Source organism: Shewanella vaxholmensis, assembly GCF_031932135.1.
Lineage (GTDB): Bacteria > Pseudomonadota > Gammaproteobacteria > Enterobacterales > Shewanellaceae > Shewanella > Shewanella hafniensis.
In genome coordinates this window covers 96491-122484 of record NZ_JAUOEV010000016.1, presented here as the reverse complement: position 1 = coordinate 122484, position 25994 = coordinate 96491, and the positions used below count along the sequence as shown (strand labels likewise).

Genomic DNA, 25994 nt, shown 5'->3' with positions numbered 1-25994 from the left:
TCTATTATGAACCTATGATTAATTAGTGCTAGCTAAAATTTGCGATTCTTTGGCCTAGATCGCCATCCGACAAACCACAATATAATGCCTGAAATTAGACAAACATAAGGGGTCCATAGTGTAGCGTCTCTATTGATCAATAACGTGCCACAGATCAATAAAACTGCAGAAGTGATAAGCAAGTAGTTACTCTTGTGTGCCTGCTGCTGGTATTTCAAATACTTATCTAGCATTTGTTGCTGAGAACTCAGCAATTTCCTGCCTAATTTAAGGTTATCGTAAATCAGTTCAGGGAATTCTGGTAGTTTATCAGCCCAATATGGCAGTTTTGTGGATACCTTTTTAAACATAGCCTTAGGTCCCACTTGGTCGGCCATCCACTGCTCTAAAAACGGTTTGGCGGTTTGCCATAAATCCAACTGGGGGTACAGCTGACGGCCTAAGCCTTCGATATAGAGTAAGGTCTTTTCCAGCAATACTAATTGCGGTTGTACCACAATATCGAAGTGGCGTGCGGTGCGGAATAATTCCAGCAACACATGGCCGAAGGAGATCTCATCGAGCGGTTTGTTGAACATAGGTTCACACACCACTTTGATTGCCTGTTCAAAGGCCTGTAGATCGGTTTTTTCCGACACCCAGCCTGATTCAATATAGAGCTGAGCGATTCTGTGATAATCGCGATTAAAGAAGGCGAGGAAATTCTCGGCGAGATAGCGTTTATCCACTTCGCTGAGTGTGCCCATGATGCCGCAATCGAGCCCTATGTAATAAGGGTTCTCAGGATGATCGCGGGAAATAAAGATATTGCCCGGATGCATGTCGGCATGGAAAAAGTTATCGCGGAACACTTGGGTAAAAAACAGCTCTACTCCGCGCTCAGCCAATAACTTAAAGTTGGTGCCTTGCGCTTTAAGGGCGGCAATATCCGAGACCGAAATTCCGTAAATGCGTTCCATCACCATTAGGCGCGGATAGCAAAATTCCTCATACACATAAGGCACATAGAGCGCATCTGAGTTCAGGAAGTTATTGCGTAGCTTGACTGCATTTAAGGCTTCGAGCTTAAGGTTTAACTCGCCTAAAATTGTCACGCGGTAATCTTCAATCACTTCTGCAGGGCGCAGGCGGTTGCCTTCACCTAGGAGGTATTCAATCAGTTTGGCTGTTTGCGACATCAACTGCAGATCGGCCTGAATCTTAGTTTCTACATTCGGCCGTAGCACCTTAAGTACGACGTCTTTGCCGTTAGATTTTAGGGTCGCGGTATGCACCTGCGAAATAGAGGCTGATGCCAATGGAATTTCATTAAAGTCATCGAACAGGGATTCAATCGGCGCTTTTAGTTCAGCTTCAATCGCTTGGCGGGCCAGCGCACCATCAAAGGGCGGCACCTTGTCCTGTAGCATGGCCAATTCACTGGCCCATTCATCGCTGAGTAAATCGCGGCGGGTCGAGAGCATTTGCCCAAGCTTGATATAAACGGGGCCGAGTTCCTGCATCGCCAATTTTAAGCGTTCGCCACCGGGCTTATTTTTATGCTTATTGCGGATCCAGAACAGACTATTACGGGCGAGTTTAAAGTACCAAGGTGTCATCTTTGGCGGCAATACGTCATCTAAACCGTACTGAAGCAAGGTCTTGATGACATGGTAACCACGGCGGATACTGGCAAGGGTCATGGTTTAATTTGGTCTCTTAATTGGGCAATCCGTTGTTCAATCGCGCGGGTATCGGCAACTAAATCATCCATTTGATCGCGAAAATGAAGTAACTCAATTGGGTGCGGTGCGAGGCGATACTCTTCAACGGCGAGTTGCCCTAAGTGGGAGCGCGTTTTACGCAACACTTCGAGTGCAAAACCCTTTGCCTGATGGCCTGTGCTGATGAGCTTGTGGGTGGGACCATCGCCTAAATAACGCGAAATTGGCTCGGCAAAATCAAACTCGATGCCGCGTAGATATTGGCTAAAGCTTTGTAATAAATTGAGATCGCCATCAAGCTTGAGCTTATCTTGCTTGATAAGTTCAGTCAGGTTTGCGCCTTCGGACACGCGATAAAGCGTGGTCGCATCGGCATGCAGACTGACATCGATATCGCCTTCATAGCGGCTCAGTACTTGGATCTCTTTGGCAAACACCAAATAGAGTGGCCAGCTGAGCTGCGATAATTGGATACGAAACACTTTGCCATGCAACTGGCGCTGGCGCGAATAGTCGTCACCCGCTTGAGCCTGAAGTTTTTTCAGGCCCGTTTCAATTGCGGCGCAGACCAGCAGCACAACTTCTTGCGGCATCATTAGAATTTATAACCACGGTGCAATGCGACAATGCCGTCGGTCATGTTGGTGTAGTCGACTTGCTCGAAGCCTGCATCTACCATCATTTGCTTTAATGTATCTTGATCTGGATGCATACGAATCGATTCAGCCAGATACTCGTAGCTGTCGGCATCTTTAGTGATGAGTTCGCCCATCTTAGGTAAGACTTTGAAGCTATATAAATCATACACTTTGCGCATGATTTCATGCTGAGGCTTAGAGAACTCAAGCACTAATAACTTGCCACCGGGCTTAAGTACGCGGTTCATCGAACGCAGCGCCGCATCTTTATCGGTCACGTTACGCAGACCAAAGGCGATGGTAATGATGTCAAAGTGGTTATCGGGAAACGGCAGTGCTTCGGCGTTGGCTTGCACATAACTGACATTGTTGACTATGCCCTTATCGCGCAACTTAGTGCGACCGACTTTCAACATGGAATCGTTAATGTCAGCTAAAACCACTTCACCTTTATCGCCCACTAAGTGAGAGAATTTTGCGGTTAAGTCACCTGTACCACCAGCCAAATCGAGCACTTTCATGCCAGGGCGTGCGCCAGAGACTTCAATGGTGTAACGCTTCCAAAAACGGTGAATGCCGAAGGACATCACATCGTTCATTATGTCGTACTTAGCGGCAACAGAATGAAACACGCCGGCAACGAGTTCGGCCTTTTTATCGGCCTCTACGGTTTTGTAACCAAAGTGGGTACTTTTAGATTCGCCCTCAGACATCAATGTGTTCCTATTGTTTTGCAATGTATTAGTTGCGAGTGTAAGCCATCGCCTGCATTTGCTGAATCTTTGATCTATCACTCTGTGATCGAGCTAGTAAACTAACTGTAATGCCTTAGCTTGAGGCACTCCCTAGCAGTCGTAGGATTCAGTGCTTGTCGACCACGTAAAATGGACTGGCATTAGACCACAATATCAGGATTTGGTGAATAGCTTAGCGCCCAGTTGGCGGTAACTGGTGGCGCTCATTGCGCCAAAAACTGCATTCGAGCCTGCACATAAGCGTAGATAAGCTCGCTGAGGCTTTGGCCAACATCCCTAAATCCGGCTTCAATCCCCGCTTCGTGGCAACTTGGTGCAGCCTCGGCTAAATGCAAATAAGTACAAGGGCAGTGGCGGGCGATATAACTGACATAATGCGCCGCATCTAGCAATGGCACCCCCGCTGCCGTTGAGGCGCTACTGGGCATCTTAGCGATAGCGTCGACGTCGAGCTCCAGCCCTACGGGCAAACCTGTGTCATTCAGTTTGGCGGCGATTTCAAGTAAAGCTTGGCTAAGGCTGATTTCACGGCGCACCCAAATTTGTTGCAAGCTATGCCAAGTGCCCCCAAATTCGCTGAGTTGGCTTAGGTTGGCTTCGCTGTTTTTTAACTCGTGTAAACCCAGTACATGGTAGCAACCTAAGGCGCCGCGGTCGGCTGCATAACTAAAACCATTGCCGCTGTGACGGCCTTCAAGCAAACGAAAATCCGAATGAGGATCGAGATTCACCGCCGCGACTTGGCGTTGGTAGTGGCCGTAGGTTGCCATCAACAAGCCATAGGCATTGTTGTGGCCGCCGCCGATGAGTATGGGTTCTAAACCCGCTTTTAAAATAGCACTGACGATACGGATCACACGCTCATCGAGTTGTTCCACTGCATCGCGTAATTCATCTAAGGTGACGTCACTGTTAGCTGTTGTATTGCTCGTAGTTTGTTGCTGCAGATCGGCGGTGTTCACTTGGCCTAGCACTAGGCATTCGGCGCCAGAAAGAAAACGATTCGATTGTAAATTGAGCCATTGGCGCATACTGGTTGTGAACGCATCGGTTGCACCGCCGCGGCCTAAATTGGCACGTGGGCCTATATCTTCGCCAACGCCGATAATGGCAAAGCTTGCCCCGTGGGCTTTTGCAGTCGCGAGTATGGTCTCTAACGTGTGTTCGTGATTGGCCAGATGGACGCATTGGCCTAGCTTAGTTTCGCCCGTTCTTGTGCTGACGAGTGAGGCGATATCGGTATGGGTAAAAGGAATAAATTCAGGCATAGATTGATATTCTTATTCGGCCAGAGTCGAGCTATTGTGGCCAGAGTAGGGCGAGGATTCAATGGGGAAACGCTGAAAATAGTGAATAAAAAAGCCAGCTTAGCTGGCTTTCTTGACTGAAGAGTGAGATTACTCAATGTCGAGTGGTTCAGGTGATAAAATCACACCTGTGTTATCAGCATAAATGTGATCACCGGGTAAGAAAGTCACACCGCCAAAATTGACGGGAATTTCCACTTCGCCCACTGAATTGCCATCAGCACCCACTGGAATAGAGGCAAGGGCTTGAATACCAATGTCTAATTCTTCCAATGCATCCACATCGCGTACAGAACCGTAAACGATAATGCCTTCCCAGTTGTTGCTAACCGCAAGTTCAGCGATAGCACCATCGATCAGCGCACGGCGTAATGAGCCACCGCCATCAATGAGTAAGACTTTACCTTGGCCATCCTCTTGTAGGACTTCGGTAATTAGGCCGTTGTCTTCAAAGCACTTGATGGTGCTAATAGAACCGCCAAAAGAGCTACAACCACCGTAGTTACTGAACATGGGCTCGACTACATCTACGACATCTAAGTACATGTCACATAGTTCTGAGGTGTTGTATTCCATATTTACACTCCTATTGATCCGCGTTGCGTACAGTTTAGCGAGTTTACGCCAGTATAAAAGGGATTATTGAAAAGAAAAGTGTTATCAATCACGGTATTGTTGCCACTTGGCTGTTAACACATCTGTAGTAAATTTTCGTCACACTATAGAATTTATTCGGTAAAACTTGATATTGGTCATTAAATAACGGTTTTTTATTACAACTCTGTTGCGCACTTTGGTATTATATCCCAAGTTTAAATTAACTTACTTAACTTAATTTGCTTTAGGGGCATGGACCCCCCGTTACGCTTATGGACGGTAGAGGGCCTTCGAGAGGTGCCTATGGAAGCTGTAAATACGATTGAAATTATTGGTTATTTTGCCTCTATAATGGTGGCGATCTCTCTAATGATGAAGAATATCATTTGGTTGCGATGGTTGAATTTTGTAGGATGCACTCTGTTTGTGGTTTATGGGGTGTTTATTTCTGCTTGGCCTGTGGCCGGCATGAATGCGTTTGTTGCTTGTATTAATATTTACCATTTGACAAAAATTTACCGTGCTAAGGCAAATACTCCCGCCGCAGCCTAAGTTTTATTGGATTGTGTTGCTCTTGAGATTAACGTTTAGAGCAACACAATATTCTGCCTCAGTCCTATCGCTATTCCTAAATAAATCCCTTAACCCCAGCATAACGTCCCTAGAATCCTTCTAGATCAAAACCTCAGCCATGCTTCTTGTCATAAAACCTTCGAGCAGATGTCACTTAGCCGTCACAGGTCTTTCTTAGTCTCAAGCTATCTAATAGTGCTTTAGCTAATGTGGTTTAGGTTTAACTATTAGCAAACAGTAAATTAGCCGTGAGCAGTCAATAACGAATTCAATCGTGAATAGAGCCTTGGTGAGTTGGTCGGTTTCAGACTAAGCACTCTAAGCGTCGTCGAGAGAATGCACAGATTAACATCACAGTAAAACTCGCTGGTATGCCAGCATGGAGCCTGTTTTATGTTGAGTTACGTTGCAGACTTAGATAAGCGAATGTTTTGCTATATCGTGAGCTTCACCCAGCACCATGGTTTATATGCCCATGCAAAGCGGGTATCAGCGAGTGGCGATGGGCATGTGTATTTATATTTGTCCGTGGGTTTGATGCTGACGCACGCTCAAGGACAGGCTCTATTTAATTTGATGTTAGCGAGTTTTTTGGTTGAGTTACCGCTGTATTTACTATTGAAAAATAGTATTCGCCGTACACGACCCTGCCATGCGCTTGTGGGATTTGAGAATGGTTTTGAACCATCGGATCGCTTCAGCTTACCGTCTGGTCATACAGCTGCGGCCTTTGTGATGGCAACGAGTGTGGCGCAAATCTATCCAGCGGCGGCTCCTGTGGCGTATTTATGGGCTTTTAGCATAGGGGGCTCACGTATTGCACTTGGCGTGCATTATCCCTTAGATATTCTGGCGGGAGCCTCATTGGGGATTGGGTCGGTATTGCTGGTTCATCCAGTGATTTAATTCAAATATGCGCCTGTTAATCATTTCATTAGTGGGAATTCTCCTTCACTCATCAGTTTAAGGATACGTAATGCGAATACTCTACGGAGTTCAAGGCACAGGGAATGGCCACTTAAGTCGTGCACGCGTCATGGCTAAAGCATTGATGAAACAAGATATTGAAGTTGACTTTCTATTTTCGGGGCGCAAGCCTGATCAGTTTTTCGATATGGAGTGCTTTGGTGATTATCGCGTTCACGCGGGAATGACGTTTGCGACGCACTCCGGGCGCGTGAATGTGCCACAAACAGTCCGGCAAAATTTGTCCTTGTCGTTATTTAAAGATATTAAAGCATTAGATCTTAGTTGCTACGATTTAGTACTCAACGACTTTGAACCTGTGTCTGCTTGGGCTGCGCGGCGCCAAGGCGTGCCATCCATTGGCATTAGCCATCAGGCGGCGTTAACTCATCCGGTGCCAAAACTCGGTAGCACTTGGTTTAATGAGATGCTGCTCAATTATTTTGCACCAGTGGATGTGGCGCTGGGGTGTCATTGGCATCATTTTGGCTTCCCTATTTTGCCGCCTTTTGTCGAAGTGGATGCCAGCCCATTCGAACACACGCATCAGATTTTAGTTTATTTGCCATTTGAGGATGCGGATGTGATTGCCCGTTTCCTGTCGCATTTTAGTGACTATCAGTTTTTGGTGTATCACAGCCAACAGCCGACGGGACAAGTTGCGGAACACATTAAGTGGCATGGCTTTAATCGTGAGGGCTTTAAGCAACATCTTGCCAGCTGCGGTGGTGTTATCGGCAATGCGGGCTTTGAGCTTGCCAGCGAAGCATTAACCTTAGGTAAAAAGTTGTTAGTGAAACCACTGATTGGCCAGTTTGAGCAATTATCGAATGTGGCGGCGCTGCAACTCTTGGCGGCCGCAGACAGCATGATGAGTCTCGATGTGAGCGTCGTGAAGCGCTGGCTGAAAACCGCATCACCTAATCCGATTGCCTATCCTCAGGTTGGGGATGCGCTGGTTAAATGGATTGATGGCGGCGATTGGCACGATAGTCAGCCGCTATGTAAAGAGCTGTGGAGCCAAGTTACGCTGCCTGATACCTGGCGTTAAATCAGCTCATAAGCTGTGGTGAAAAGCTATTTAGGCACTAGCTGGGTTAATGGGGTTAGCGTATAATTTCGGCACTTTTGCTGTTAGCCCCTTTCAGCACGTCTATTTTGGCCTAGCTTGGCCGTTAATTATGTTGTTATAAATGAGCCTGAAAAAGTTTACTCAGTACAAGTTACTGTTTTTAATGTTGTTATCGCTTTGTGTCTTACTCCCTTTTATTCCTGATCAGGCTTACCACATTCCCGGCCCAGATATCGCGAAGCAAAACTTCCATGTGATTGAGTTTAACGATCAAGGTCAGCCCCATGACGAAAAGCAATGGCAAGGTTTAGAGGCGCGCATATCCCAGCCAGAGCCTGCTCAAATCCCTGAACTATTGATTTTTGTCCACGGCTGGCACCACAGTGCAGAGCCTAAAGATGAAAACTTTATCGCCTTCGAGCAGTTTTATCAGCAGATGGCGGTGTCCGATACGCAGCGCAACTTATTGGGTTTGTATATTGGCTGGCGCGGCGATAAATACGATCCCTTCTGGATCGATGGCTCAGATGATGCGAAAAGCTGGATTGAACCCTTAGATTTTCCCACCATTTTACAGCGTAAACGGGTTGCTAAACGCATAGGTCAGCTGGGTTTATCTCAACTGCTTGATAAGCTCGATGGCTTAGTGACAGAGCATAAACTGCTGCGTTATACCGTAATTGGTCATAGTCTTGGCGGAGCGGTTGTTTTGCATGCCAGCAAAGACCGCATCAAGGCTGCTATCGATCATCAGCAGGATAATCCCAATTTATTCTTACTGTTAAATCCTGCCGTGCCCGCGAAGGAGTACCAGCCACTCGATACCTTGGTGAGCTTAGATAGGCAAAAACCAAGTATGGTGGTATTGCAGTCGAAGGGCGATTTCGCGGTGAAAGAAGCTTTCAATTACATCAAGGATGGCGAGCGCGCCGTTGGTAATTCTTGGGCTATTACCCACGATATCGACAAATGCTCAGGTGGTAATTGCACTACGCCAATGAAGATGCCGTCGGCCTTGATGGCGCACGATCAAATCCCTGGCTGTATGATGACCTTGCCCCATTCTGGTTGGAAAATTCGTGCTCGTCTGCAGGCCCGTCGTACCGTGCAAACCTGTCCCGATGCCAATATGCAGGCCGTGTGGGTGCTGGCGGTGTCGGATGAAATCGTCTCAGGACACAATGGTATTCTTACACCGGATCATGCCAAAGCCTTGTCTGAAGTGATGAGTATGATTGATTTGTATCGAAATCAATTACCTAAACATGCGGTAGAAAGTCCCGCCAACCAAGATCTCGGCACCTTAGCGCCAGAGTCAGAAGCTGCAATATCCTCGGAAGGTGAAGCGCCTGTGCCACAAGAGCCGGTGATGATTGTCGAGCCCTTACCTGAAGAACAAGGTTCACCGACGCCTGAGGTCAATGCACCATTGCAGGAGCCAAACGTATCACAGGAACAAGCTAAGTCTGCCGTTACTGAGGCACCGCCCGCGCCAATCAAAGCGCCAGAACTAGAAGCAAAACCTGAGGCTAAGCCAAATGACGGCGCAGAGCCTCAACCTAAGGTTGAGACTGAAGGTATAAAGTGATTGAGTGCTAAATAGCTTGACCTTGTTTTGGAAGTGCTTTTAATGTGTGCTCCAAACAATGCGAAAGCGCCACTTTTAAAAAAGTGGTTAATGAGTAAATTTATTTTACTCATTAAAATCAAAAACAAATATTTCGACATTCATCGTCAAGTCTTGCGATGGCGTGCTAAGTTCGGTAGGTTATCTTGCAAACTGAAATCAATTTTGGCTTAATATTTATTTAGAGTTATTGGTTTGAGTAAATAAGTATTAGGTATATTAACGTTATTTACAACTTAAGTACTGTCAGGGTTAGTGGTTATTAATCAAAAAATAATTAGTGATAAAGCATTATTTTAATTCATTAAACAATGGAGTGTATATGAAGTGTTCAATTTTATCCGCCTTGGTTATTTTTGCGGTATCAAACTATGGTTTTGCAAAAAGTCTTAATGTGTATGGGGATGTGCAAGTTACAGATATACAACCACCGAGTAGTTTTATTTGGGAGCGTGAAAATAAAAAATCACCTTTATATCCAATAGAACTCGCTCGATCTGGCATTGTTGGTTGTGCTGTCATGTCTTTTGATATTTCAGAATCGGGTAAGGCCGAAAATATCGAAGTCGTTAAATCAGTTCCTCAAAAATCACTGGGCAAATACTCAAGTCAGATATTAAAAAAATGGAACTGGGTCCCCACTTCCGCTACGAACGTAATGACTTCTGAAAAAAGAACCATAAGGTTAGATTTTTGTATAGGTGATGAGTCGACGGAACAATCTCAAAATGCCTGTAAGCAACAAACGCAATTAGTATGTGGCTAACGTCAACTTAACCATTTCAAGCTGCAAGCAAAGCCAAATCGCTTACTGCGGATTTTTGGTTTGCCACCTGCGCCAAGTAAAAGTGATTAGCGCCGCGAGTATTAGGCTGACAATGGCCCATGTGGGGTATTTGTGCTGGTGGTAAAATGCCAGCATAGGAGCAATTTCATCGCGGATTAACACTGGGCCTAACCCAAAAAGTGCCACCCAAATGCTGGTGGCTAGGGCATTACCTATTACAAATTGCTTTAGCGGCATTTTAGCGAGACCGCAGCCGATAAACATAAATTGTTTTAATCCCTCAACAAAACGACTCAGCACTAAAGCGGCAATGCCATATTGGCCAATAACGCCATGGATTTTGTCTTCCAATTGCGGTTTTATCCAGCCCTTCTTAAGCAACACATCACCAAAGCGCCAGCCGATAAAATATCCCAAGCTGTTACCGCAGAGTGCAGCGCAAGCTGCGACGATCATCACCAATGGCAGTGACATTTGCCCTGCAGCAGCTAATAAGGATTGCCCAGGCGCTGGAATGCCAAAACCCTCGACAGCAATCGCGATAAATAGCAGCACATAGCCGTATTGCTGCAGCCAAGGGGTGAGTTCGGTGATGATATGTTGTAGCGCTTCTGGCATGGATGAAAGTGATCAAATCAGTGTGACGATTGGCCCATCATACTCGCCAACTTCTCTGGCTGGATAGATTTATGAGCAAAGTTTCATGCCAGTTTTAGTTAGTGGCGGTGAATAGGCGTAAGGCAGGGGTTCAGTTTTTACCTGTGTCCCGTCCTAAGATAGGTTGACAGTTTTTAGGCCAGCTCCAGTAGCTGGCCTTTTCTATTGTGCACCTGATTAGGGTTGCCATATTCAAACTCAGATGCGGTCTCATATCGTTGTATATTGCTATCGATTCTCTAACAAGTATCTTCAGCTCCGCAAATGTCCTACATCGGTGCAGTAAAAACTCCTGCTTCAGTATGCCATTCACTCTTTCTGCTAATGCATTTTGGTAGCAATCATAACCATCCGTCATTGACGGCTGGATTTGGCTCGCCTGAAGCGCATTCTGATAAACTGCTGAGCAGTATTGTAAGCCTCTGTCTGAGTGATGCACCGCGTTGCCGATATAGCGCTTATCTTTGATGGCCATTTTTAACGCTTTCACCACACTCTCGGCTTTCATGTCTTTACTCACGTGATGACCGACTATCTTACGAGAACTGGCATCGGTGACCAGTGACAGGTAGTGCACACCTTGGTCTGACTCAAGATAGGTGATATCGCTGACCAGTACATGCCCTGCATCATGCAGTCCTTCCTCTTTCAGCAGATTAGGATGCTTCTTCATCCAGTGTTTGCTGAACGTGGTTTTTGTGTAGCTTTTCTTCGGTTTAACCAGTAAACCTTCACTTCTCAAATAGGTAAAGAACCCATCTCGCCCGAGTTTAATATCGTGCTCAACCAGCTTGGATTTTATCAACGTGTAGAGCTTACGGGCCCCTAACCTTGGCATATATTTACGCCAGTACTGGACCCAGTCTTGGATGACCGATAGCTCAGCTCTACGACTTTCCATTCGAGCAACTGCCTGGTAGATACCTTGCCTCGACATACCCGCAGCACGACATGCAGCTGCGAGGTTTATTTCTCCGTTGCCTTTTGCTTGCCAGACGTACCGGATAAGTACTTTTTTCTGAGGCCAGCTCCATATTCATTGTCCATGATATCAACCATGCCATTGAGGATTTGGTTACGCAGTTTCTCTTCTGCTAACTCACGTTCAAGGCGCTTAATAGTTTCGGCAGGGGTTTCTTTTGACTTAGGCATAAGGGGATGCTGAAAAGGTTTCGACCAATCGAGTCTACCATGTTTTCTAAGCCAAACGAGTACAGTTGAACGGCCTTGAATACCAAAACGGGCTTGGGCTTGTTTGTACGTCATTTCGCCTTTTTCAACACGCTCTACAACGCCTAATTTAAAGGCTAAGGTGTAATCTCGTTGTGTGCGCTTACGGCTTGAGTTAATTGATGTTGTCATAAAGAAGTCCTCTTTATGTCAACGTATTTCAGGACGGGACACTGGAATATAAAAAGGCCGAACTCAGTTCGGCCTTAATATCGGTGCTACCGTCGCGACGAAAAAGCGACTATGCGAATGCCGCTTGTAGCTGTGGAACGACTTGTTTTTTACGGCTTAATACGCCGTCTAACCAGACTTTGCCATCGACGGTATCTTTACCGTAGGCGCGTTGGGTCAGGTCGCTATCGTCAGACACGATTAACAGCTCTGAGCCTTCTTTCATAATGTCAGTCAGCAGTAACAATACGCTGTGGCGATTGCCTTCCACTTTCAGTGCTTTGATATCGGCTTCTAACTCGGCCTTGATATCGTCAAATACTGACAGGTCGATCACTTCTAACTGGCCGATACCGACCAAGTTACCGTTCATGTTGAAGTCTTTAAAGTCGCGCATTACTAAGTCACGTGCAGGTGTGCCTTGCACGGCTGATTTCACTTTGAACATTTCCATGCCCAGTTCTTTGAAATCTTCAACGCCAGCGATCTCAGCTAATGCTTCAACGCAGCGAATGTCTGCAGTGGTGCAAGTCGGTGATTTGAAAATCACGGTATCGCTCAAAATGGCGCACATCATGATGCCAGCGATATTTTTAGGGATAGCGACTTGGTAAAAGTCGAACATCATCTTGATCACTGTGTTGCTGCAACCTACTGGGCGGATCCAGCATTCTAACGGGGTATCTGTGGTCAGATCGCCTAGCTTGTGGTGATCGACAATCCCGACGATAGTCGCTTGGGCGATATCATCCGGTGCTTGAGTCAGTTCTGAATGGTCAACGATATACACTTGCTCGCCAGCGTAGCTGGTTTTGTATTCCGGTGCTTCGAAGCCGAAACGTTCCAAAATAAAAGCAGTTTCGGGTGACAATTCACCTAAACGTGCGGCAATGGCTTCTTCACCGATTTGGTTTTTTAAATAGGCTAACGCGATAGCACCGCAGATTGAATCTGAATCGGGGATCTTGTGACCGACAACGTAAATAGGCATTTCAGGGACTCTCCTTTAAATTTGTGGCAATTTTAGCAATATTTGGCTCGGATCGGAAATAGCCAAAGCGCATATCACTGCGCGCTTAAGACGCTATAACGCTAAAAATCCCGAGCCTAGGCTAGGCGAAGATGGCTTAAGGGTTAGATCTTTACTTTTATCACGACTTTACGCACTGCTGTGGCGATATCGCCCGTGCCAGGCATATGCATGTCACCGGGAAAAAATAGCGCAAACATACCCGCTTTGAGTTGCACATAAGAGGCATTGGCTTTGTTTGTCTCGTAATCAAACTCGGCGTAATCGTGTTTGTCAAAATAGGGCTTTGAGGGTGTTTGGCCCGCTAGTGGCAAATAACCAAACTCTTCTTCACCGCTGAACACATATTGCACATCGATATATTTTTGATGCACTTCAAAGGGTTCTGTCGATTTATGCTTAGTGTGATAGTCGTTGACTATCACAAAAATGTTGTCGCCATCGAGGGGATAATTGCCCACGGGCAGCTGACTAAAGTCTGTGGTGGCAAGATGTTCTAATGCTGTGGCAAGCCGAGGGCTTAGGGATTGATAAATATGGCGGTTTGCTAAGGTATCGACGATCATCGGTTACTCTACATGGCGGATGTGAATGAGTGAATTGTAAAGATTATAATCAGATCACTGCCGTTAGGACATAAGCTTTAGACATAAAAAACAGGCCGTAGCATGGCCTGTTTTTATATCAAGTGTCACTTTGTTCGCTAAGACGCGCTTAGTAAGTGTATTTAGCTTCTAAGAAGTAATAGCCACCATTAAAACCAAACGGGGTGTTGGTTAATGGGTAGACGAAGATGCCTCCGAAGTTATTGTCATCAGGGCGTTTTTCTGGATACACATCAAACAGGTTTTGTACCCCAGCGGTGAAACTTAGCGCATCGGTTGCCGCGTATCTCACCGACAGATCCATCACCCATTGATCGCTGTAATTCACATCGCCCGTTGAATAGCCGACAGTGTAATCACCAAAGTAGCTGAGGCGAATATTGGTCTTAAAGTCGCCTAGCTCATGGGTCAAGCCCAAATTACCCGTGTTATGCGGTGTCGCCGAGGTCATGCGAGTTTGTTCAATGCTATCGAATAGTTTAGGGCCGAGTCCGTCTAAAATCTCTGGGAAATTAATATCTTGGATTTCAGTCTTATTGTAGGCATAGGCTAAGTTAGCCCGTAAATCACCCCAAGAGCCGATATCAAAATCTTGGCTCACTACAAGGTCTACGCCACGGGTGCGGGTATCGACGGCGTTGATAAAGAAGCGCGCCGATTCTGCATTGGTGCCCGCTAACGCGGCCGCTACGGCGGGTGAATCATTAGGCGTCACTGAGCTCGACAGAATAATGCGATCATCGATGGAGATTTGATAGGCATCTAATGTCAGTGCTAAGCCTGTGTCATTGGTGTACACCAATCCTAAACTGAATGACTGGGATAGTTCTGGATCTAACTCATTAATACCCAGTGCTTTGGTCACTGGCGATAGGGTGTTAAAAGTGCCTGACTCAATAGGCACCAGCTGACCAGTCACAGGATCGGGATTAAACAGCGTCGAGATATTGCTGAAGTACAGTTGTTGTACGCTCGGCGCTCTAAAGCCAGTGTTGATGGTACCGCGCAGGGCTAAGTTATCGGTGAAGTCGTAACGACCCGCTAATTTCCAACTGGTGTTGCCACCAAAGTCAGAATAGTTTTCATAACGCAGCGCCGCCGCCCAGTAAAACTCATTGGTTAACTGGTTCTCGAGTTCCATATAAACGCCAGTGTTATCACGGGTTTCATCCACTTGCGACTCAGGGGTAAAACCGGTGAAACCTTGGCTGCCTGCAGCGCGGTTGTCGTAACCCCCATTGATGTATGAACCCGTTTCGCCAGCTTCAATTTGATAGCCGTTTTGGCGCCACGACACACCCGTCGCAAACAGGATTTCAGAGTCATTGGCAAAGGCAAAGTAGCGCGAAGCATCAATATTAAGATTGGTTTCACGGGTCGTGAGTGTGCCCGCGTCAAACTCGTTTGGGCTATCTGGGCCTAAAGAGGCGTTTAAGGTATTAACAATATTGTAGTTAAATGAGTTTTCGCCATGGCCAGCCGAAGTATCGATATTCCACTCGCCTAAGCTGAATTCATACCCCAGCACTAAGGAAGCATCGATAATTTTAGGATTGATTTGCGGCAAGAAACCGTCTGGATAGATTTCGGTTAAGTTACGGGCGTCGAGTGCACGGCGGTAAAAGGCGCCTGACTTAGTTTCACGTTGGCTGATGCCACCAAACGCATAGAGCTTGCCATCTTTTGTGATGGGCTGGGCAGCGTTGATGAATAGACCTAAGTTGTCATATTCGGCATCGCCGACCTGGTGACTCTTTCGGTTGAATGTGGCTTCGCGGGGATCGGCTGAGCCATCGGGTAATTTTTCATACTGTTGACGAGGGTCCAATCCGGCGCGGTTAGTGCTGTCTTTATGATGGGCCTCTAGGGAGACATTCACAAAGCCATCGTCACTTAAACTGATGCCGTGGTTTACACCCACACGCCATTGCTCGCCATCACCTATGTAGGTTTGTCCTGCTTGAGCCGAGATGCTACCGCCTTGGTCGCTGTCCTTAAGCACCACGTTAATGACGCCGGCAATCGCATCCGAGCCGTATTGTGCCGAGGCACCATCACGCAAAATTTCGATGCGCTTAATCGCCGTCATAGGGATAGCGTTTAAGTCGACGTTAGATGAACCTTTACCCACAGTACCACTTAAATGCACGAGCGCTGAGCCGTGACGACGTTTGCCGTTCACTAGTACTAAGGTGTGGTCGGGCGACAGGCCGCGCAAACTCGCGGGGCGCACCGCATCTGAACCGTCAGTCACTGAGGAGAATGGGAAGCTGTAGCTTGGAGCGGCAAATTGCAGTGCTTTAGCGGTTTCAGTCATGCCGGTCGATTCGAGCTGCTCGGCGGTGATAATGTCTACAGGGGCAACACTGTCAGTTGCCGTGCGCAGGGCTATGCGTGAACCTATGATCTCGATTTTCTCGAAGCCAGGCTGTTGTTCTTCGGCTTGAACAGCTGGAATGGCCAGTGTGGATGACACTGCCAATGCGATAATCCCTAGACGCATAAAAACCTCTCAATGATGTTTGTAACCCGATACTCGAATTTAGGAGTGCAGATTAAAGATAACGTAACAATTCAATGTGGAGAAGGTTATCACTGTAACAATTGTTACATCTAGACATAAATGTGCTAACTCAGAGCCGAGTGTTCTAGTTAATGTTTAAAATGCAGTTGAATATATGGATGAAACCTTGTTATCGGCAGATGTGCTTTGGGTGTTTTGAAGACTTAACTCGCTCGCTATATATTTATGGCGAGCGAGTTAAGTCGATGATATGAATTGTTTATTGACGTGCGCCATCGTGGTTTAATGCGTTATTTCGCTTTGATGGCATTTGTTTGAAGGAACACAGATTTGTCAGCGTTACGATTTCTCGCGGGAGCAACGGCATTTAATACCTTGGCAGAACAAGGTCTTAAATCTGAACATTTTACCCAGCTACTTGCCGCCTCTGGTGGACCCAAATGGCTTGGTATCGCTGGGTTAGATAAGTATCTGTTTTCTGAGTTTTTCAAAGTCAGACAAACGCCGCTTTATACACTCGGCGCGTCTTCAGGGGCGTGGCGTTTAGCGTGTTTGGCGCAGCAAGATCCCCTCGCAGCCTATGGCCGCTTAGAGGATTTTTATATTGGTCAGCGTTACGACAGCATGCCAACCCCGCAGGAAGTCAGTGCACAAGTTAAAGGCGTAGTGCAGGGGATTTTAGGCGCCAGTGGTGCTAGTGAGATCGTCAATAACGCTCATATCCACAGTCATTTAGTGGTGTGCCGCGGCAAACATTTAAATCGTTTAACGGCAAAGCTGCCACTCGCTGCCGGACTGGCGATGACGGCGGCGACCAACTTATTGAGCCGCCGAAGTTTAGGCTGGCATTTTGAACGTGTGGTCTTTAGTCAACAAGTTGTAGCATCCCCCTTTTTGCAGCTCAATGATTTACCCAGTCAGCAGGCCGAATTAACCGAGGCCAATGTCGATGCTGTGATGTTAGCAACGGGATCGATTCCGTTATTGCTAGCCCCAGTGCCGCAAATTGAGGGCGTTGCCGATGGGCAATATTACGATGGTGGCATTACCGACTATCACTTCGATTTGCCTTTATCCCACGCAACTGGCTTGACGCTATATCCGCATTTTTATCCAACGATCAGCCCAGGATGGTTCGATAAATCCTTGAAGTGGCGTCAAGGTCGAGCCAATTATCACAATGCACTCGTGTTGGCGCCAACGGCCGAATTTGTGGCTTCATTACCCTTTGGTAAAATCCCTGACCGCGAAGATTTTAAACAACTGGATACGGCGCAGCGGATGCAATATTGGCGAACAGCGGTTGCCTTGAGTGAACGTCTGGCCGAGGAGTTTGCCGAGGTTGTTGCTAAGGGAAATGTGCTGGAGCGACTAGAGCGCTTTTAGTTTTAAGTGAGGTGGCCCAGAAAACGGGGTTTAAAATCTCTGGTTTGAAATGACGGGTTTGAAATGCCCTGATTTAGCCTAGTTGGGTCGCCAATTTATTTTTTGCACTCAACGGCTTCAGGAAGGAAATTATTCCACCTGCTACACTCTAAGGTAATAAGGAATACGAATGTATTGATGTTCGTTTCCTTCTATTTGAGGGGCTGGAGGTTGCTATGCAAACACGAGAAATGGCGTTACTCATGCGCGATGCCTTGTTGCTGCCACAGGGACGGGTAGAGGTTCGTGTGGTCGACCCCGGTCATCTGCGCATGGTGGCCGATGTCTTTAAAGGAAAGTATGCGCTCGCCTTTGCCACCATCAGACCCCGCGGCAGTCCGCCCTGTTATCCCACCGCCACCCAGTGCGACATTATCGATTTTAATCAGCTAGAAGACGATTCACTCAGCATAGTGCTCGAAGGGCGCCAGCGCGTCAGCATCCTCTCGGCGGCGCAGGCAAAAGATAAGCTGTGGATGGCGCGTACTTTACCCTGCCGTAACTGGCAAGAAGAGCCGATTAAAGGTGAATTTGAGCTAATAAGCGCCGCATTAGAGCAATTTTATGAGGTGAATCCCGATCTGTTTGAGCTCTATTCCCAAGTGCATTTAGAAGATGCTGCATGGGTAAGCCAGCGCTGGCTCGAGGTTTTGCCCATGTATAATAAAGACAAACTCGTGTTAGTGAATCAGCCCGATTGCCACAAAACCTTGGACTTCGTGCTGCAACTTATCAAGTCCCATGTGGACTGAAAAACCACAAAAAGGCTAGAATAGCGGCTTTCTATAGCCGCTTTTTTTGTGATATGACAGCATCTGCCCGCGCCGCCCAACCTTCTTACATAGTGCTCCCTGTGAATGTCACAGATATACCCACAGTGTTTGCCTTTCTCGTGCAGCATTTTGCCCGCATAGGTGAAGATGTGTGGCGTCAGCGGATCCTCGATGGAAAAGTGCATTGGCGCGACGGCAGTTTGATCGCCTTGGACACCGAATATCGTCCTGCAGCACGGGTGTATTACTACCGTGAAGTGCCGGTCGAAGCGAAAATTCCCTTTGAAGAACAGATCCTATTCCAAGATGACAATGTCATTTTGGCCTATAAGCCACACTTTTTACCTGTGACCCCAAGCGGTAATTATGTGAACGAATGTCTGGTACATAGACTGAGATTACGCACCGGCATAGACACTATCGCGCCTGCTCATAGGCTTGATCGTGAAACCGCAGGGGTGATCTTGATGACAGTCGCGCCAGAAACCCGCTCCCTTTATCATCAATTATTTATCGACGATGCTATTCGTAAAGACTATCAAGCGATTGCCAAGCTGACACCTGATATTATTGAACAATATCAACAGGGAAGCTTAACGTTACCCCTGCATTGGACGGTGAAAAACCGCATGCAGCCGAGCGACCCGAGTTTTACCATGAAAATCGTTGAAGGCGAGGCGAATACCCATTCTGAAATCAGCCTAGTGGCCATAAAAGGCGATCTTGGTTTGTTCCACCTGAGCCCGATTACCGGCAAAACCCACCAATTGCGGGTGCATATGCAAAGCTTAGGTATGCCATTGTTAAACGACAGATTTTATCCAAGCTTATTACCCAAAGGGCCGGATAAGTTTGCGACGCCTCTTAAGTTGATGGCGCAGCGTTTACGTTTCATTGACCCTGTGAGTGGGATCCATCACGACGTGCAATGTGAGGGTTTTTAATTAAAGCTCAATATCATTTCTTTTTTGATGTTTATATTTATCTTTTTATTAACAAAATTGCGAATGATAAATGTATAACTAACAAGTGTATAAATATGTTAAACCCGTCGTTGATAACTAACTATCTGTAAAGTATTGGTTTATAAATTATCATTTATAATGCATTAGATTTAACCACAATAAGATTTAACTTCTGTTTATAATACTTAACTGATTATTAATTTAGCCCTAAATTAGCTGTTATTTATAATTTTTGGTCTAGAGTATTAGTTTATTACATGGATGTTGTTCTTGAACTGTCTTTTAACTCTCTTAGACAAGATCGCAATCTATGTAGGATATTGATATGAAAGAAGTCATTCTTAGTAATTTGAGTGTCGATTTACCCCATGATTATTTTGTCTGGATTGGTCGCTATCAAAATGCTGATTGGCACCCTTGGTTTGAGCAATTTAACTCAGTAGAAGCTTTGATTGGTAATGGGCGAATCCCAGAGATAATTGTCTTATCAGTACAATCAGAAGAGCAAGACAAGTGGCTTATGATGCTGAGGCAACATGAACTTACTGCATTGAGCTTAATATTGGTCTCCCGCGAAAGTCCATTGTCATCTTTTCTCGGAAATGGAATCTGGCGAGAAGATTATAAAGAGCAATATCAGTCGTATAAGCTAAAAAAACAGCAAATAAAACTCAATTTTCAAGATGATATTGTACATAAATTATTATGTTATTTGTGGTGTCATCATGACGCGATTCTTGAACCTCATTCTGTGCCAGCACGACGCTATTTATATGATTATCCTTTATTAAACGCTTGGGGTGTGAGTCCTGAGGAGAGTTTCGCTTGGTTGAGTGATTTACAAAAAAATAATTGGATTGAGAAATCTACACTATCAAATCGTTTACGATTTTGCCCGAGTTGCCATTCGGGGCATTTAAATTACATTGATGTTTGCCCGCAATGCCACAGTATTGATACTGAGCAGCAAAGTTGCTTGCATTGTTTTAATTGCGGACATGTAGGTGATCAAGCATTGTTCCGAAAACTCAATACCTTGAGTTGCCCGAATTGTTTGCAGAACCTACGACACATAGGTGTTGATTATGATAGACCAATAGAAAATCATCACTGTAATTCATGCCACACTTTATTTGTCGATGCTGTGGTTGAGGCCGAGTGTTTGCATTGTAAGGTAAGTAGTAAGCTTGATTCTTTACATGTACGCAATGTGTACAGTTACAAATTGACGCCCCATGGACGCGGTTTAGTGCGCCAAGGAAGAGCGCAATCGCTTTTCAGTTTAGCGCCGGGTGAACAGATGGTCAGTGAGCAGTTCTATTGGTTACTTGATTGGCAGAACAAACTGGCAAAACGTCATCATCAGACACATTCCATTTTGTCGGTGCAAATGCTTAATGTGGCTGAGTTTTTAAGTGCAGAGGGTGAGGCTAAAGGTTTTGCTCAACTGGACGCACTACAAGAGCGTTTACGCAGTGTGATCCGGGTGACTGATGCATGCAGTAATTACACTCAAGATGGGCTGTTAATGCTATTGCCTATGACAGAAATCAAGCAGTTAAAGAGTATTTATAACAAGCTTTTTGATTTGAAAGAGCTGCAATCCTCCTCGAAAATCGAATTAAGCGTTAAGGCAATTAGCCTACCAGCCAATATTGGTGACAATGTTGGTGAGTGGCTTACCGATCAACTCCTACAAGTTAAGCCAATGTGATGATGAGTGAATTCAATACCATCACTTATATGTTGCTGGATATCTGGCATCAACTTGCACAGCACTTAACGTTCTTTGTGTGGTTGGTGCCGTTGATATTGTTATATGAAGTCCCCTTAATGCTACTCGTAGTGACAGGCATTTTACGTTTCTTTTATACCAGCTTTATGCAGGTGCCTAAGCAGTCGCTGTTTAGACCTAAAGTGTCCTGTGTGATTACCTGTTATGCCGAAGGTGAGGCGGTGAAGTCAACGATTGATTCTTTTATCGAGCAAGTTTATGACGGTGAGATAGAGATCATTGCTGTGGTTGATGGGGCTGTCCAAAATGGATTGACTTACCGTGTTGCAATGGCCGCGGCTAAGGCGTGCCAAACTTATAATCGCACTGTAATTGTGCTGCCTAAGTGGCAGCGGGGTGGACGAGTCTCGACATTAAATGCGGGATTGGCGACGGCGACGGGTGAGATAGTGATCAATGCCGATGCTGATACTTCCTTTGATAACGATATGGTGTCGCAGATAGTGCCACATTTTGAAGACCCGAATGTGCCCGCTGTGGGTGGAGCATTGCGAGTGAGGAATGTGAGTGAATCCATATTTACTCGGATGCAAGCTATTGAATACTTGATCTCAATGCAAGGTGGTAAAACAGGGTTAGGGCAGTGGAATTTGCTGAACAATATTTCTGGTGCTTTTGGCGCTTTCAGACGGACCTTTTTAATCCAAATTGGTGGCTGGGACACTCACACTGCAGAAGATCTTGATTTAACCATAAGAATAAAACAGTACTTTAAACGACATCCTGATTGGCGGATCCCTTTTGCTACACTGGCTATTGGTCATACGGACGCACCTGCGGATCTAAAAACCTTAGTCTGCCAAAGGCTACGCTGGGATGGCGATTTATTGTTTTTATATTTTCGTAAACACTGGCCAGCATTTACACCCAAGCTATTGGGTAGCGGTACTTTTGTATTTACCTTGCTCTACGGTTTTTTACAGAACGTATTAATGCCCTTTGTGATCGTTTTTTATGGGATTGGTATTGTTGTTAGTTTCCCATGGCAGTTTATTTTGTCTATTGCATTAACGATTTATGGCTTCTATTTGGTCATTTTAGCTTTCTTTTATTCAATGGTTCTACTGGCGATATCTGAGCGAATTCCTCAAGATTTACGCTTAGCTGTTTGGCTACCGCTATATCCTTTTTATGCATTGTTTATGCGAATGGTGTGTCTGTTTGCCTTGTTAAACGAAATGGTGCGACGTTCACATGAAGAAAGTTCAATGGCGCCTTGGTGGGTGTTAAAACGCGGGAGAAAGTTTTAATGAAAGTGAGTTATCAAGCCAGTGACAAGGCGCTAAATCCGACTGAAGATAAGGGTATTGGAGTGCGCTATGCTGCCGCTAAGCGTGGTGGATTCAAGGGGCGTTGGTATTTATTGTTATTGTTAGTCATTGCGCCAGTTGCCATTGTCGGTTGGATATTGTTGCGCCCACATTTATTTGTGTTGGCGAGTGGCATAGTGACGACTGAGCCATTAGAAGTGCGGGCTCCGAGTACTGGTGACGTCAGCACTATTAGGGTTAAGCCTGGTGATACGTTGAATGTCGGAACGCCAATCCTCTCAATCTCAGATCCGCAACTGAATGCCCAAATAAGTGAGTTAGAACGGCAGTTGGCACAACTTAATATTGAGGACCTAAGCTTAAACTCAGTGATTTTGAAGCAATTACAGACACGTATCGATGTTGCCAATGAGGGGGTTACTAGACAGGATATTTTGCTGAAAAGTTATGAGAATTTTCAGCGAAAGGGAGTTGTACCAACGTCTGATATGGCGACAGTACTACAAGCCCATACAGCATCCAAAATGGCATTGGAGCAAGCTAAGGTCGATTTAATGCAGGCCAAGCAAAAGCAGCTCGTGGAGTTGAGTGCTGGTGTGGTCACGCAGTCCCGTCGCAGTATTGAGTTGCAACTAGTTCGGCTTAAGGCGCAGCAATCACAATTACAAATTAAGGCACTAACGGCAACTCGGGTCGTGGATATTCTGGTGCAATCTGGAGAGCATATTGTTGAAGATCGTCCATTAGCTTTGCTTGCAGGACGAGATAATCCAGTCGTTTTAGCATTTCTCGAGCCTAAATATTTGAATTACACAACAATTGGCCAGCAAGCGACAATTACTTTAGCAAATGGTGACCGTTTTAGAGCGAGCATTTCCGAACCAACTGAGTTAGTTGGGCGTTTACCTAAACAGCTTTCTGGACCATTTGATGGAGAAAAGCCTGTGCTGCAGATTACTTTAAAACCTGAAATGGCTTTACCTGTTGCTATTGAAGGGGTACCTGTTGAAGTCAGTTTCGATTATGTTTGGTAGCGTTAGCTTAATGCGCTAAATGCCTGCTGTGTACAGGTTTTGATACTGATTGCTAATAGGGTATAAAGCTCACCGCTGGTCTAATTGGTTTTTGTGTGGTTATGATAAGTGCAATCTAAATTATCAAGACTGCGTTTTATCAGCCCGTTAGGATTGTAAAATGACCAAATCTGCGATGATCTCTATCTTACTTTGCGCTGCGGTATTAGTGGCAGCCATGTTTGTTGGCGACTGGACGAAACAACCTTATTTGAAGGATATTGCCGCTGAGATCCGTAAGGGGGCTGCGGTGATTGAACCGAAGAAACCGAGTTCGTCTGCTGCATCGGTCGTTGAGGCTGATGATGTGGACCAAGACTCGAAGGTGATTTGGGATCAAATGGTACATGAGAAACCAGCAGGTAAGCCGCAGCCAGAGGCGTTGATTTTCAATCAAGTACAGCCGAAGAAAGTCGACACCGATGAAGCATTATCTAAAAATCTTCCGCCGCTGGATTCGGGTTCTGGTGCCACTCAACCTGAAACGGTTAAACATCATAAACCTGTTTAAGCTGTTATTCCTGTTTGGGTGGTTCGAACAAAGTTTCGCTCATATCACCATGTAAAACCGCAATTTTTGTTGGCGCACCATCATCCGCAAGTTCCAAAATCCCAATACCGCTTTTATTCACTAAACGTTTGCTCGGTGCACCATTCGGTCTTCTGCCGCGCAGCGACATGCGTTTTCGTTTTGTCAGTAAGTTAAGCGGTGAAAAGTGGCCGTAAAGCCAGCCATTGAGTTTATCGAAAATCGGTAACAGCTTCTCGGGGAAGTGATTTTTAATGCCGCTGCAGGTGATCTGGTAGATGTTAGGGCTGCTGCGCCTAAAGCGAATACTGATGTCGTAACTAAAGGAGTAATGCACATCGCCGGAGAGGATCACAAATTCCTCTGGGGTTTTACGGTGCATAAAAATACTCAGTAGCGCGTTGGCTGCACCGGGGTGGGCCATCCAGTTTTCGGCGTCCACCAACAAAGAAGCGCCCATCAGCGTGGCAGTGCGCTGTATCGCCTCAATCAGTTTGACCCCAAACATAGGTGCAGGCGAGACGATAATGACCTTAGACTGGCCGAGCAATTCTTGCTGCAAATCCATTAACGCCTCCCAATCCATCAAGCCGGATGGTTTTGCGAGATTGGATTCGCTGCGCCAGCGGCGAGTGCGGGTGTCGAGCACCACAAGTTTGGGTGAGGTCGCTAAGGTGTAATGCCACTGCTCAAATTTGAGTAATTCTTCGATGAGCAGATCCTGACTTTCACTCTGTGGCTGTGCAAAAAAGGCATCGAGCAGCGGGCGGATCTCATCGGTAAATTTATCGGGTGCATTGCCAAGTCCTTGGAACAAGGTATAGCCAATTAGTGCATTACCAATAATGCGTTTTGAAAATGCATGCTCGTAGGCTGCGAGTTCCCATTTAGCGGTCAGGTTCCAGTCGTCGGTAACATCGTGATCATCAAACATCATATAAACGGGAATGTGCGCCATAAAGCGCCTCACCTGCGTCAGCCCAGCTTTAAAGCCGAGCAAGTGTTGCCACTCATTTTGCCAGCGGGCGCTATTGGCGGGTGTTAAGCCATCGACATCCTTGGGTATATTGACTAATTCCCACAGTTCGGGCGACCAAGTGAGTAAATACAAGGCGATGATTTCATTCAGACTGACGAGATGATTCTCAGCGATGGAGGAAGTGAAAATCGGGTGATTGCGATACCAACGCCATAGCGCGGTTTTGGCTGGATATTGAGTATGCGGCAGCAGATTTTTATGGCGCTGATATAAATCGGCGGGCTGATAATGCAGCGCTTCACTACTGGCTATGTTCGCCCCTTCAAATTGCTCATGCTGAAGGCCAAGCAAGTCGATGACTTGTCCTATGGCGTTTAACATGGGGCCTGCCACATCATCGATATAAACTTGATCGCCACTCATCACGATAAGAGCGGGGCGATCGTCCGCTACACCCGTGTCGATTCTCTTGGCTAAATAGGTATCTGCGGCGACGAGCGCATCGTCACTGTGGTGATGCGGATTGCGGCAAGAACCATGAAATACTTGGGTTAATTCTGGGATAAAACGCACACTTGGCGATGAGGCATCGCCATAGTTCAGCTGACTGATGTTGGCAAAAATATCCCCATGTTGGGCGGCGGATACTTGGTAATTTGTGACTCGATTCGGCGTGAGTAACTCTGGTCGCGACAGCATGATCAGATATTGATGGGCGTGCTGCCCGAGTGGCACATAGTGCACATCGGCATCCTGCAACGGAACCTCATGTTCACCTAGGCGCAACGTAAGATCAGTTAATGGCTCACGACTCACAAACCACAAGGTAAAATGTGTGGCATCGCAGTGGCGCAGCATAGGGCCTGCCAATATCAGAGGAAGTGTCGGACTCAAATTCAGCCTATTGGTGCTCAGGTTAATCTCAAGTGAGTTAACCCTAAG

Annotated in this window: 22 protein-coding genes and 1 pseudogene; 12 read left to right on the top strand and 11 right to left on the bottom strand. The window is 46.1% G+C overall.

Going from position 1 to position 25994, the window contains the following annotated elements:
- Positions 1-32 precede the first annotated feature (32 nt).
- The 5 genes from ubiB to rraA form a co-directional block, all read right to left on the bottom strand.
- A complete protein-coding gene (gene ubiB, locus Q4Q46_RS14560; RefSeq protein ID WP_261273760.1) occupies positions 33-1682 on the bottom strand; it encodes a ubiquinone biosynthesis regulatory protein kinase UbiB in 1650 nt (549 codons plus the stop codon).
- Positions 1679-2299, bottom strand: a complete 621-nt coding sequence (locus Q4Q46_RS14555; RefSeq protein ID WP_107402766.1) for a ubiquinone biosynthesis accessory factor UbiJ — start codon at positions 2297-2299, stop codon at positions 1679-1681. Before Q4Q46_RS14555 ends, ubiB begins: the two co-directional genes overlap by 4 nt.
- Positions 2299-3054 carry a bifunctional demethylmenaquinone methyltransferase/2-methoxy-6-polyprenyl-1,4-benzoquinol methylase UbiE gene (gene ubiE / locus Q4Q46_RS14550; RefSeq protein ID WP_006083326.1) on the bottom strand — a complete coding sequence of 252 codons (756 nt, stop codon included), beginning with the start codon at positions 3052-3054 and terminating at the stop codon, positions 2299-2301. The genes Q4Q46_RS14555 and ubiE overlap by 1 nt, the downstream gene beginning before the upstream one ends.
- Positions 3055-3299: 245 nt before the next feature.
- Positions 3300-4364: a formimidoylglutamase gene (locus Q4Q46_RS14545; protein ID WP_311906318.1), complete on the bottom strand. Its 1065-nt coding sequence runs from the start codon at positions 4362-4364 to the stop codon at positions 3300-3302.
- A 129-nt stretch (positions 4365-4493) separates the two neighbouring features.
- Entirely contained in the window at positions 4494-4979 is a 486-nt protein-coding gene (gene rraA, locus Q4Q46_RS14540; RefSeq protein ID WP_105251214.1) for a ribonuclease E activity regulator RraA, read from the bottom strand.
- Positions 4980-5303: 324 nt separating this feature from the next.
- Here rraA and Q4Q46_RS14535 point away from each other — a divergent pair, with 324 nt between their 5' ends.
- From Q4Q46_RS14535 to Q4Q46_RS14515, 5 genes are all read left to right on the top strand, one after another.
- Positions 5304-5552 (top strand): YgjV family protein, encoded by a 249-nt coding sequence (locus tag Q4Q46_RS14535; RefSeq protein ID WP_113940145.1) that lies wholly within the window; start codon positions 5304-5306, stop codon positions 5550-5552.
- Positions 5553-5966: 414 nt separating this feature from the next.
- Positions 5967-6479: a phosphatase PAP2 family protein gene (locus Q4Q46_RS14530; RefSeq protein WP_168825767.1), complete on the top strand. Its 513-nt coding sequence runs from the start codon at positions 5967-5969 to the stop codon at positions 6477-6479.
- Positions 6480-6549: 70 nt separating this feature from the next.
- Positions 6550-7590, top strand: coding sequence for an MJ1255/VC2487 family glycosyltransferase (locus Q4Q46_RS14525; RefSeq protein ID WP_311906317.1), 1041 nt, complete (start codon positions 6550-6552; stop codon positions 7588-7590).
- 142 nt (positions 7591-7732) lie between these two features.
- A complete protein-coding gene (locus tag Q4Q46_RS14520; RefSeq protein ID WP_311906316.1) occupies positions 7733-9199 on the top strand; it encodes a thioesterase in 1467 nt (488 codons plus the stop codon).
- A 361-nt stretch (positions 9200-9560) separates the two neighbouring features.
- Positions 9561-10004 carry an energy transducer TonB gene (locus Q4Q46_RS14515; RefSeq protein WP_311906315.1) on the top strand — a complete coding sequence of 148 codons (444 nt, stop codon included), beginning with the start codon at positions 9561-9563 and terminating at the stop codon, positions 10002-10004.
- A gap of 42 nt (positions 10005-10046) precedes the next feature.
- Here Q4Q46_RS14515 and Q4Q46_RS14510 read toward each other — a convergent pair whose 3' ends face one another.
- From Q4Q46_RS14510 to Q4Q46_RS14490, 5 genes and pseudogenes are all read right to left on the bottom strand, one after another.
- Positions 10047-10643: a DedA family protein gene (locus tag Q4Q46_RS14510; protein WP_311906314.1), complete on the bottom strand. Its 597-nt coding sequence runs from the start codon at positions 10641-10643 to the stop codon at positions 10047-10049.
- Positions 10644-10816: 173 nt separating this feature from the next.
- Positions 10817-12044 (bottom strand): annotated as a pseudogene (locus Q4Q46_RS14505) (IS3-like element ISShes2 family transposase).
- 109 nt (positions 12045-12153) lie between these two features.
- Positions 12154-13074 carry a manganese-dependent inorganic pyrophosphatase gene (locus Q4Q46_RS14500; protein WP_006083317.1) on the bottom strand — a complete coding sequence of 307 codons (921 nt, stop codon included), beginning with the start codon at positions 13072-13074 and terminating at the stop codon, positions 12154-12156.
- 143 nt (positions 13075-13217) lie between these two features.
- On the bottom strand, positions 13218-13679 hold the full coding sequence (locus tag Q4Q46_RS14495; protein WP_006087102.1) for a NanQ anomerase/TabA/YiaL family protein: 462 nt from the start codon (positions 13677-13679) through the stop codon (positions 13218-13220).
- Between the two features lie 148 nt (positions 13680-13827).
- Positions 13828-16221, bottom strand: a complete 2394-nt coding sequence (locus Q4Q46_RS14490; protein ID WP_311906313.1) for a TonB-dependent receptor plug domain-containing protein — start codon at positions 16219-16221, stop codon at positions 13828-13830.
- Positions 16222-16572: 351 nt separating this feature from the next.
- On the opposite strand from Q4Q46_RS14490, the gene Q4Q46_RS14485 reads away from it, so the two are divergent.
- The 7 genes from Q4Q46_RS14485 (at position 16573) to Q4Q46_RS14455 (ending at position 24055) form a co-directional block, all read left to right on the top strand.
- Complete coding sequence (locus tag Q4Q46_RS14485; protein WP_063883300.1) at positions 16573-17628, top strand: hypothetical protein; 1056 nt, start codon at positions 16573-16575, stop codon at positions 17626-17628.
- Between the two features lie 215 nt (positions 17629-17843).
- The gene (locus tag Q4Q46_RS14480; protein ID WP_006083313.1) at positions 17844-18419 is read left to right on the top strand and encodes an LON peptidase substrate-binding domain-containing protein; all 576 of its coding nucleotides are present in this window, start codon (positions 17844-17846) and stop codon (positions 18417-18419) included.
- 53 nt (positions 18420-18472) lie between these two features.
- Complete coding sequence (locus Q4Q46_RS14475) at positions 18473-19384, top strand: pseudouridine synthase (RefSeq protein ID WP_311906312.1); 912 nt, start codon at positions 18473-18475, stop codon at positions 19382-19384.
- Between the two features lie 346 nt (positions 19385-19730).
- The gene (locus Q4Q46_RS14470) at positions 19731-21119 is read left to right on the top strand and encodes a TackOD1 domain-containing metal-binding protein (RefSeq protein WP_311906311.1); all 1389 of its coding nucleotides are present in this window, start codon (positions 19731-19733) and stop codon (positions 21117-21119) included.
- A 2-nt stretch (positions 21120-21121) separates the two neighbouring features.
- A complete protein-coding gene (locus Q4Q46_RS14465) occupies positions 21122-22450 on the top strand; it encodes a glycosyltransferase family 2 protein (protein WP_311906326.1) in 1329 nt (442 codons plus the stop codon).
- A complete protein-coding gene (locus Q4Q46_RS14460; protein WP_311906310.1) occupies positions 22450-23505 on the top strand; it encodes an HlyD family secretion protein in 1056 nt (351 codons plus the stop codon). The genes Q4Q46_RS14465 and Q4Q46_RS14460 overlap by 1 nt, the downstream gene beginning before the upstream one ends.
- A gap of 160 nt (positions 23506-23665) precedes the next feature.
- A complete protein-coding gene (locus Q4Q46_RS14455; RefSeq protein WP_311906309.1) occupies positions 23666-24055 on the top strand; it encodes a hypothetical protein in 390 nt (129 codons plus the stop codon).
- A gap of 4 nt (positions 24056-24059) precedes the next feature.
- On the opposite strand, the gene Q4Q46_RS14450 is transcribed toward Q4Q46_RS14455, so the two are convergent.
- Entirely contained in the window at positions 24060-25910 is a 1851-nt protein-coding gene (locus Q4Q46_RS14450; RefSeq protein ID WP_311906325.1) for an alkaline phosphatase D family protein, read from the bottom strand.
- Between the last annotated feature and the right edge of the window lie 84 nt (positions 25911-25994).